Origin of the sequence: Psychrobacter sp. 2Y5 (assembly GCF_051847375.1) — a bacterium.
In the GTDB taxonomy this organism is placed as follows: Bacteria; Pseudomonadota; Gammaproteobacteria; order Pseudomonadales; family Moraxellaceae; genus Psychrobacter.
Genome location: NZ_JBPYDA010000001.1, coordinates 444,345 through 454,200, shown reverse-complemented (window position 1 = coordinate 454,200; position 9,856 = coordinate 444,345). Strand labels below are relative to the sequence as shown.

The window sequence follows — 9,856 nt, the reverse complement described above, 5'->3', positions numbered from 1 at the left end:
AGCGAGCTTTATCCCAACTGGTGCCACTTCTGTAGTAGGAACATCCACGGGTAGCAATGTCGTCAGTGTCGGCAGCGTTGGTAATGAGCGGCGCTTAACCAATGTAGCAGCGGGCGGCGCGGATACGGATGCGGTCAATGTGTCGCAGCTCAGCGCAGTCGATAAGCAAGTCGCGACAAACACCGGTAGTATCAATAAAGGCATCAACTTCAACGTCAACAACAAACTTAAAAAGACCTTCGCTTTAGGCGAAGAGATTAAGTTTAATACTGACGCTAACCTAACCACCACCGCGCTTGGATCAAATGATGGCATTACCCTAGGACTTGCCAACACTATTAACGTAGGTGCACCAACGGATAACCCTATCACTATCAACGGTAGTGTAGGCACTGTCAGTGGTCTAACCAATCAAAGCTTTGATCCAAGTAACTTCATCTCAGGCCAAGCGGCGACAGAAGACCAGCTAAAATCAGTCAGTGATGTCGCCAATGCAGGTTGGGGTATCACGGTTGGACAAAACGGCGGCACCACCTTTAATGGTGGTACTACCAACATCGGGCCGGGAGATCGAGTAGCGATTGACTCAGGCAAAAACATCAACTTCCTTGTAGATAGCACAGAAGGTGTCCCCACCTTAACCGTCTCCACCAAAGACGAAGTTGAATTCACCCAAGTCACTATTGGCGATACCTCAGGAGACAACACCGTTCTCACCAGCGGCGCTAACGGTCTTGACGTCGGCGGCGACAAGCTCACAAGCGTAGGCGTTGGAGCTGTTGAAGCAGGCTCAACCGATGCCATTAATGGCAGCCAGCTGTTTGACACCAACCAAAACGTTATCGGTAACACTACTGCATTAGGCGGCAGCTATGATGCGGACACCGACATTTATACCCCACCAAGCTATGTGTTAGATGATGGCACTAATAGTGGAACGAATGCTCCTGCTTTCAATAACGTAGGCTCGGCATTAGGCAACCTTGATGGTCGTACTATTAGCAACACTGCCAATATCGCCAAAGGCATCAACTTCAACGTCAACAACAAACTTAAAAAGACCTTCGCTTTAGGCGAAGAGATTAAGTTTAATACTGACGCTAACCTAACCACCACCGCGCTTGGATCGGCTGATGGTATCACTCTTAAATTAGCTGACACCATTAATGTAGGGGGTACTAAGGCTAGTGCTGTCAAAATTAATGGCAACACCGGCACAGTGTCTAACCTCTCTAACACCACTTTCGATGCTGGCGCTACTTATACTGGCGGCGTCGCAGCAACCCAAGAGCAGTTAAGTCAGCTTAGCGGCAGTGTCACTACCCTAGGTTTCGGTATCAAAGCTGCTGATGGCAAAACGGTACAAAAAAACCTAGGCGAAGCAGTAGAGGTGATCGGCTCTAACGCTAACATCACCACTCAAGAAAACGAAGGTAAGGTTGAAGTAGTACTGAGCGATACTCTCGATCTAGGGAGTAAAGGTAGCGTGACTACTGGCAATACTTTGCTTAATGATAGTGGTGTTACGCTCAAGGGTGGTAGCAATCAAGTCGTTAGACTGACCAATAACGGTCTAGATAACGGTAATAATAAGATTAGCAATGTTGCAGCTGGTGATATCGCCGCAGGTAGTACAGAGGTTGTCAATGGTAGTCAGCTGTATAATGCGGCCAATGCACTAACTAACGTTATGGGCGGCAGTACGGTCAATAACGGCGGCATCATCACTACCTCCAACATAGGAGATACTGGCAAAGACAATATCCACGATGCTATCAAGTCAGTGAATACCGCTGCTGTCCAAGCAAAAACTACAGTAGAGCAGGGTAAGAATATTACCGTGACTCAAGACAAAAACCAAGACGGCTCTACTAAGTACATTGTCGCCACAGCCGATAACCTCGATGTGACTAGCGTTAAAGCAGGTAACACTTCGCTTAGCACTAACGGTGTCACCGTTGATGATGGCAAAGGCAATAGCACCACGCTTACTACCGCAGGCAGTACGGTGACTAATGCCGAGGGTAGTACCTCTTATGGCGCTAATGGTCTAAGCGCCAGTGATAACAAGGGTAATAGCACGGTAATTAACCAAGACGGCTTGAGCTTTACAGGCAACGATGGGTCAACAGGGCCTAGCGTTACAGCGAGTGGTATCGATGCTGGCAGCACTCAGATCACCAACGTAGCAAGTGGCGGTATAGTCGGCACCAACGCGGCAAATATCAACGATGTACGAACCGCCGTCGCTAGTGCCAAACCAGTGTTTGTTAATGGCACTAATATAGCACCAGTAGTAAAAACCTTAAGTGCTGATGGCCAAGATACTTATGTCATTCATGCTGATGGAGCTAGTGCCTCAGCTGGCTCTACTGCTATGACGGTTACCGCAGGTCTCAAAGACGACAATAACATTACCAACTATGCGGTTGATCTTAGCGACATTACCAAAGCAAGCTTAGTCAGAGCCGATAGTGCTATGCAGTCCCTTGTCACTCAAATCGATGGTAAGAACGTCAAGACCGTCAATCAAAGTAGCAATACCGCCAACTTTGTGACTGGAGACAATATCGTGTTAAGTGATGATAATGGCAGTATTAAAGTCGCCACTTCTCAAAACCTAAAGGTCACTAGCGTCACGGCGAACACCCTCACCGCAGGCAACACGACAGTGAATAATAATGGCTTGTCCATTGTCAACGGGCCTAGTATTACTGCCGATCAGGGTATTAATGCTGGTGGTCAAACGGTCACTGGTGTTGCAGATGGTATAGCGCCTAAAGATGCGGTCAACGTCGGTCAGCTCAGAGCCGTTGAGAGTAACTTTGGCAGTGCGTTCAATGAGCTGGGCTATAGAATCGATGATGTCGAAAAAGAATCTAGAGCCGGTATTGCTGCGACTTTAGCACTAGAGTCAGCGCCTTACGTGCCGGGTAAGTTCACTTATGCGGTAGGAGCAGGCTTCCATAGAGGCGAAAACGCAGTCGGTGCTTCGCTACGTCATACTGCGGTTAGTGGTAGATGGAGCTTGACCGGTGGTGTCGCAGCAGACTCCGAGGGCGGTGCAAGTGTCCGCGTTGGTGTCAGTGGCGTTATTAACTAAGTGTTAATTGATTCATTAACTAAGGAATCAACTCTAGCAGAAGAATAAAAGTAATAGAGGCGATCTACGAGATAGATCGCCTCTATCGTTTTGTAGAAAACCTGAGTAATAAGCTTCAACTACCTTATTAACTGCTTCATTATTAGATGCACGTTCAAACACCTTCGTTTCAGTGAAAGTCTCTTGTACTTTCCTCCATTGCTTCTTCCATATGGCTTTGCTTTAGGCTACAACAATCTAAAATGCATTCTTTATCTAATCGACAAGATATTTATGAGTCGCTAGTCGAGCATTTTTCATGGTTTAGCCAACCACTATTTAGTTATTTTATCGAGCGATAGTTGATTAGAAGTAAAACGTATTTAGCCGTTTTGGATAATTAATTCGGCTACTAGAACGCCTCTCAAAGGTTATAAAAAGCCAATAATTATTGAGTTTTTCTCTAAGCGGTAGTCATCTAACGATGACTGGTTAGTTATAGGGATGCTAATAGTTGACTTAGTTACTATAATAGCAGGCACTAAAGCTACCATGTAAATTGCCTAATAGGTAAGGCAAGATAGTTTAGGAAAATTAACCAAAGTCTAGACTTATTATTAACGAACAATGAGCAGCTCACAATAGTAATTTTAGACAAAATACGGCGCAAAAAATCACTTTATTATAAATATAAAGCATATGTGCTTCATAAATCGTAAGTAATTAGGAAAATAAAATGTCAAATATCGATCAATCTTTAAAAGAATTAATGGAAGTAGACGGCGCTATGGGTACCTGTATTGTCGACTACATGTCAGGCATGGTACTAGGTATGGCTGGTGGCGGTGTTGATTTAGAGCTAGCAGCTGCAGGTAACTCGCAAGTGGTCAAAGCCAAAATGGCAACGATGAAATCCCTAGATATTCAAGGTGAGATTGACGATATCTTAATCACTCTAAGCTCGCAGATTCATATCATTCGTCCAGCGGCGCAGCACGAAGGTCTATTTTTGTACTTAGTGCTTGATAAAGCCAAATCAAACCTAGCTCTGGCTCGTCGTAAAGTACAAGGCATCGAAGCTAAGCTGGAAGTATAAATAAGCGATAGCCAATCCGATGTAAACAGGTTACAGCGCTACTAGGATGCTTTTTTAATATTGTTGTGCAGCCTCGCACCAGCAGTACGCCAGAAAAGTTTATCCTTGTAGCGTTTTTGATGGATGACCGTTATATCATGAATGGGCTATAGAATCACGCTTCTCGTTATTGAGTCATTGCTTGTTGCTTATACTTCAAAAAACGATGACTCAATACTTACCCTTTAACTATCAGTAGCTAGCGACATAACTGACCGAGCTACTTTATATGCCTTATTTAAGTGAGGGCAACATGAAATGTATTGCGTATGTCAGTAGAACGACTGCTAACGAGCGCGGTATCACTCTACCTGCGGGTTTGTCAAACATCGTGCAGATGTCTCGCAAACGCAATCCGGCCGCGCAAATCACTGGTATTTTATCTTATCGCCACGGCCAATACGTGCAAGTGTTAGAAGGGCCTGCTATTGAGATAGATAATCTAATGGCAAAAGTGGCGGCTGACCCTCGGCATAGAGATCTGTGGGTGTTTGTCAGCGAACAAGTGACGAATCGTAGCTTTGATAGTTGGGGAGTCAGTGTCTTTGATTTTATCGATCAAGGCCCTATTTTTAAGACATTTATCGAACATCATCAACAGACGCTGAGTACTTTTACAGATGAGCAAAAAAGACGTCTGCAAGATTTTATCACTTTAGATAAAACCAATACTGTAGCGACTCACCATTACGACGGCAAGCACCTCAGACTACTGGCATGGCCGGATCTCAACCGTACCGATCAGCCTCAGCTTATCATGAGTTTGTGCGTCAAATTGACCAAAAGCCCTTATCCCTTCGACAGCTTAGTCACAAGTGGGGAGTTTGGGACTTATCAGCAGATCACTGACATTATCAAAGATTTTGAGTCAACGGGAATACTAACGGTGAGCGAGCCTGCGATTAATACTGCGCCGAAGCCTGCAAAGCGGCAAGAGACACCAACCAAAAAACCGAGCAGGTTTTATGGTGCGATTAAAAGATTTTTAGGAATGGGATAAAAAGTGGACTATCAGAAACTAGCGATAATTGGGGAAGTAGGTGCTGGCAAAACTCGGTTGGTCAAGACTTTAAGCGAGATAAGTCCTCTTGAAACCGAAGCAAAGTCCAGTATTGATATAGGTAAAGAATATACGACCGTCGGTATCGACTATGGACGTATCACCTTAGCCGATGATATGGCATTAGGTATTTATGGCGTACCAGGGCAAGAGCGTTATTCTTTTTTATGGGAATTTGTCAATCGCTCTTTATGGGGTCTGCTTATTTTGATTAAGTACGGCGACATCCCTGATTATAATAATTTGGACAAGCTGCTTACTTTTTTTGCGCCAGAGAAAAACCAGACCACTTGTATTGTAGGGGTCACCCACTGTGAGGACGCTGACGCTATAAGCTTAGCGGCACTAGGACAAGAGGTTAGAGCCGTACTCATGCATCATAATGTAGTCGCGCCAATCATCAATACCGACCCTAGAAGCCGAGAGTCAGCTATTGGTCTATTGCAGCTATTTAATACTCTTAATAATGAACAGTAATATTAGATACGATTATGGTAAATGAAAACTCCCAAGCAAAAGTGGCACTCTCACGTTGTATCAAAGATCTTTGTGAGACTAATAGAGAGATTGCGCTCGTGACTTTGTGTACCACTGATGGCTTTCCTATTAGTTGCTTTTCTGTCAACGAGCTGAGCAATCAAGCAGATAAGTTTGCAGCGATGAGTAGTACGCTTTCGGCGCTCAGCGATTCGTCTGCTAGTCAGATGCAGCAAGGTCAGTGTGAGATTACCATTGTAGAGGCCACATCGGGCAACATGCTCTTTGTCAAAACGGACTATCTGAGTCAGCCGTGCGTGCTGACTGTGGTTGCTCAAAGCAAGATGACGTTAGCTGAAGCAAGATATAAGACCAAAAGGCTCGCTAGTGAGATATCGACTATAAGTGAATAAGGTTATTTGAGAGATATCGTCAAATAATACGGCCAATAAAAAGCGCTGACTGGATATGATAATCAGTCAGCGCTTTTTATTGGCTGGCATAAGTTAAGTGCTGTAAGTTAGGTGCTATACTCGGTAAATAGAAATATTATAAGAATCATAACAAACCCTAATCTAAAGGGTAAATATAAGGGCGTCATATTCTGGTATTAGGCGGCTTATATAAGGTGTATTATAAATCAAGGTATAAAATCAATATCGAAATAGAGGAAGAGCCATTATGGAAAGATTTCAAGATATTAGTATGTTGTTAGGTCGGGTGTTCTTATCGCTAATTTTTATCGTGTCGGGATTTAATAAGATCACTGACTATGCTGGAACCCAAGGTTACATGGAGTCTATGGGAGTACCAGCCTTGATGCTACCGTTGGTCATTATACTTGAGCTGCTCGGCGGCATTGCTATTCTTATTGGCTTTAAGACTCGAATTGTCGCTATCTTATTTATAGGGTTCAATGTGATATCCGCGCTCTTATTTCACAGCGATTTTGGCGATCAGACACAGATGACGATGTTTATGAAAAATATCGCTATTGCTGGTGGTTTTTTATTATTATTTGCGCACGGAGCAGGCTCTTACTCGGTCGATAATCATAAATACTACTAGTATAGATAGCTAGTTATAGACAGCAAATAGCATAGACCGAAAAACAGGTAAGTGCTAGCAGCGGTGTCTTTATAAAATTATCTATTGTTCTTATTATAAGAATAGTTATTTGTTGTTAGTGCTGTTTATCTGCCTATGGTTAACAATTATAATAGACCCATAGCTTAAACAAGCCACATAAATATAAGGATAATTTATGAAAACCATCTATCATGCAGCAGACTCTCGTGGTAATGCCGATCACGGCTGGCTCAAAAGCCGTCACACCTTTAGTTTCGCTAACTATCACAATCCTGAGCGTATGGGCTTTGGTGCTCTTCGCGTCATCAACGACGACCAAGTGATCGCCGGTCAAGGCTTTGGTAAGCACTCGCATCGCGATATGGAAATTATTAGTATCCCGCTAGCGGGTAAGCTTGGACATGGTGATGATATCGGTAATAACGGTATCATCGAGACTGGAGAGATCCAAGTGATGTCAGCGGGTACCGGTATCACGCACAGTGAAATGAATGCTGATAATAATGAGCCTGTGAAGTTTTTACAAATTTGGGTCATGCCGAACAAGGGCGGCGTTGAGCCACGCTATCAGCAGCTACGTATAGACGAAGAGCCAAAGCACAACGAATTTAATCAAGTGCTGTCACCTAATGCAGATGATGCTGGCGTGTGGATTCATCAAAACGCTTGGTTTCATATGGGCCGCTTCGATAAAGGCGTCACCGAAACTTATGAGCTAAAAGATACCAATAACGGGGTCTATGTGTTAGTACTAGAAGGTCAAGTGACCATTAACGGTAACACATTAGATACTCGTGATGGGCTCGGTATTTGGGATACTAAGAGCTTTACGATGGATGCCAATGAAGACGCTCGCGTACTGCTTATGGAAGTGCCCATGTAATAGTGCCCCGTGTAGTAATGCTCCATGTTGTGGTGCCTCGTGGGGCAGCGTACTTATGCGGCAGCTTAGATTATAACTTCACAACTGATGTCATTAAAATAGCTATATGCTATATCACGTCTATAGCTATTTTATCTTAATAATCGACAACGAATAATAAGAGGTGGATGATGAGTATTCAAACCCTAGAACCAAGACTAGCAGACGTTGGCGGTATTCCTATCGCCCGTTTATTACCTAATACGGGCAAAAAACCTATCGGTGCTTGGTGCTTTTTGGACCATGCTGGCCCCGCCGAATTCGGTCCTGATGAGAGCGGCATGCAAGTCGGTCGTCATCCCCATACCAATCTGCAAACCTTCAGCTGGATGCTCAATGGTGAGGTGCTGCACAAAGACAGCTTAGGTAATGAGCAAGTCATCACCAAAAACCAAGTCAACGTCATGACTGCAGGCACAGGTCTGAATCAAGGTATTAGCCATACCGAACAAAGCGTATTTCCCGATACGGGCGGCTCACCGGATGCAGCGCGCGCGTTGAGCATGGTACAGCTATGGATCGCTCTGCCTACCGATCAAAAGATCGAGCGCGGTTTTCATCATTATCCTGAGCTGCCAACTTGGACAGAGGGTAATGTCGAGATGATCCTGACGACTGGTAGCTATACTACAGCGGCAGGCGATCGTCATCAGGCGCCTACTATTCAGTACTCAAAAATGGTCGGTATTGATGTCTATTGGCTTGAGGACGGTGAAGTGACGCTAACGTTAGAGCCCGGTTTTGAGTACGGTATCTTAGTCTCAGAAGGTGAGATTGAGTCTGAAGGCAACGTTTGTAAACAAGATCAATTATTTCGCTTCCACGATAGCGATGTCGCGAATAACAGCAGCATCAAATTAGTCGCCAAAAAAGGCACTCGCGTGATGTTCATCGGTGGTGAGCCGCTCAATAATCAAGTGCTGCTCTGGTGGAACTTTGTCGCGGACAATAAAGAAGAGATTGAGCAATCTATTATTGACTGGAACAACGGCCATGAGCGCTTTGGTAACGTTGACTCAGATATGAAACGTCTGCCTGCCCCTGAATTACCAGAAGGTTTTAAGGGCTAAAGAAAAGCTAGAAAATACAATTTGTTAAATTAACTTCTAAATTGTAAGGTATTGGTTAGTTCAATTACAAAAAGAGAATATGGCTTGAGTCCAAACTTCTTTACAATACCTTCATTACATTAAGTTCCATATTTTATTTTTAATCAAATTCTTATTGGAGAAAATATATGTCAGATTTACAAACGCTAAAAAAACTAGTTGAAAAACGCCGTTCTATCTATGCTTTAGGTAGCGAGTTACCCGTCTCCAACGATGAGATCGTCAAACTCGTTGAACATGCAGTACTACATGTGCCCTCTGCATTTAATTCTCAATCAACACGCGTCGTGGTGTTATTTGGTGATGATCACAAAAAGCTGTGGGATATCACTGAAGACAAGCTACGTACTATCGTCAATGATGATGAGCAATTTGCTTCGACAAAGCAAAAGCTAGATGGTTTTAGAGCAGGTGCAGGCACAGTGATGTTCTTTGAAGATCATAGTGTTGTCCGTGATATGCAAGCGGCAGCTCCTTTATACGCTGATAAGTTCCCTATTTGGGCTCATCAAACTAGTGCAATGCACCAGTATGAAATCTGGACGGCGCTAGCTAGCCTAGATATTGGTGCCAACTTACAACATTACAATCCCGTTATCGATAAGGAAGTGGGTAGCACTTGGAACCTAAATGATGACTGGGAGTTGAACGCGCAGCTTGTGTTCGGTAGCATTGAGCAGCCAGCAGGCGACAAAGAGTTTAAGCCCTTAGATGAGCGTATGAAAGTATTTGGTGCGTAATTTTAGAATGGTTTAATAGTTAAAAATTACCAATATCTAAACCTCGCTACTGTTGCTTACAGTAGCGGGGTTTTTCATGTAGGGCTATTTTATTTGTCACAATAAATTCTTGTAGATAAGTTAGCTTAATAACGGCTTCTCTAAATCTTGATATAAACCTCTACTATTTTATCTATATTATAACTTAACCATTAACATGATTTTTTTTCATCTTATATTAAAATAGTATCGTTTTTATTCAT

Annotated in this window: 9 protein-coding genes; all 9 read left to right on the top strand. The window is 43.6% G+C overall.

The window, feature by feature from the left end; translation table 11 throughout:
* Positions 1-3,103, top strand: a 3,103-nt coding sequence (locus ACS8E3_RS01975; RefSeq protein WP_439240647.1) for a YadA-like family protein, incomplete at its 5' end; no start/stop codon positions are given.
* A 715-nt stretch (positions 3,104-3,818) separates the two neighbouring features.
* Complete coding sequence (locus ACS8E3_RS01970) at positions 3,819-4,178, top strand: roadblock/LC7 domain-containing protein (protein WP_439240645.1); 360 nt, start codon at positions 3,819-3,821, stop codon at positions 4,176-4,178.
* A 292-nt stretch (positions 4,179-4,470) separates the two neighbouring features.
* A complete protein-coding gene (locus tag ACS8E3_RS01965) occupies positions 4,471-5,217 on the top strand; it encodes a BLUF domain-containing protein (RefSeq protein ID WP_439240643.1) in 747 nt (248 codons plus the stop codon).
* 3 nt (positions 5,218-5,220) lie between these two features.
* Positions 5,221-5,754, top strand: coding sequence for a GTP-binding protein (locus ACS8E3_RS01960; protein ID WP_439240641.1), 534 nt, complete (start codon positions 5,221-5,223; stop codon positions 5,752-5,754).
* Positions 5,755-5,768: 14 nt separating this feature from the next.
* Positions 5,769-6,167 (top strand): roadblock/LC7 domain-containing protein, encoded by a 399-nt coding sequence (locus ACS8E3_RS01955; RefSeq protein WP_439240639.1) that lies wholly within the window; start codon positions 5,769-5,771, stop codon positions 6,165-6,167.
* A 268-nt stretch (positions 6,168-6,435) separates the two neighbouring features.
* Complete coding sequence (locus ACS8E3_RS01950) at positions 6,436-6,822, top strand: DoxX family protein (protein ID WP_439240637.1); 387 nt, start codon at positions 6,436-6,438, stop codon at positions 6,820-6,822.
* Between the two features lie 196 nt (positions 6,823-7,018).
* Complete coding sequence (locus tag ACS8E3_RS01945) at positions 7,019-7,726, top strand: pirin family protein (RefSeq protein ID WP_439240635.1); 708 nt, start codon at positions 7,019-7,021, stop codon at positions 7,724-7,726.
* 170 nt (positions 7,727-7,896) lie between these two features.
* The gene (locus tag ACS8E3_RS01940; RefSeq protein WP_439240633.1) at positions 7,897-8,835 is read left to right on the top strand and encodes a pirin family protein; all 939 of its coding nucleotides are present in this window, start codon (positions 7,897-7,899) and stop codon (positions 8,833-8,835) included.
* A gap of 167 nt (positions 8,836-9,002) precedes the next feature.
* Positions 9,003-9,614: a nitroreductase family protein gene (locus ACS8E3_RS01935; protein WP_439240631.1), complete on the top strand. Its 612-nt coding sequence runs from the start codon at positions 9,003-9,005 to the stop codon at positions 9,612-9,614.
* Positions 9,615-9,856: the final 242 nt, after the last annotated feature.

Coding starts and splice junctions, on each gene's coding strand:
- ACS8E3_RS01950 (WP_439240637.1), top strand. CDS start 6,436: ATGGAAAGATTTCAAGATATTAGTATGTTGTTAGGTCGGGTGTTCTTA.
- ACS8E3_RS01955 (WP_439240639.1), top strand. CDS start 5,769: ATGGTAAATGAAAACTCCCAAGCAAAAGTGGCACTCTCACGTTGTATC.
- ACS8E3_RS01970 (WP_439240645.1), top strand. CDS start 3,819: ATGTCAAATATCGATCAATCTTTAAAAGAATTAATGGAAGTAGACGGC.
- ACS8E3_RS01935 (WP_439240631.1), top strand. CDS start 9,003: ATGTCAGATTTACAAACGCTAAAAAAACTAGTTGAAAAACGCCGTTCT.
- ACS8E3_RS01940 (WP_439240633.1), top strand. CDS start 7,897: ATGAGTATTCAAACCCTAGAACCAAGACTAGCAGACGTTGGCGGTATT.
- ACS8E3_RS01965 (WP_439240643.1), top strand. CDS start 4,471: ATGAAATGTATTGCGTATGTCAGTAGAACGACTGCTAACGAGCGCGGT.
- ACS8E3_RS01945 (WP_439240635.1), top strand. CDS start 7,019: ATGAAAACCATCTATCATGCAGCAGACTCTCGTGGTAATGCCGATCAC.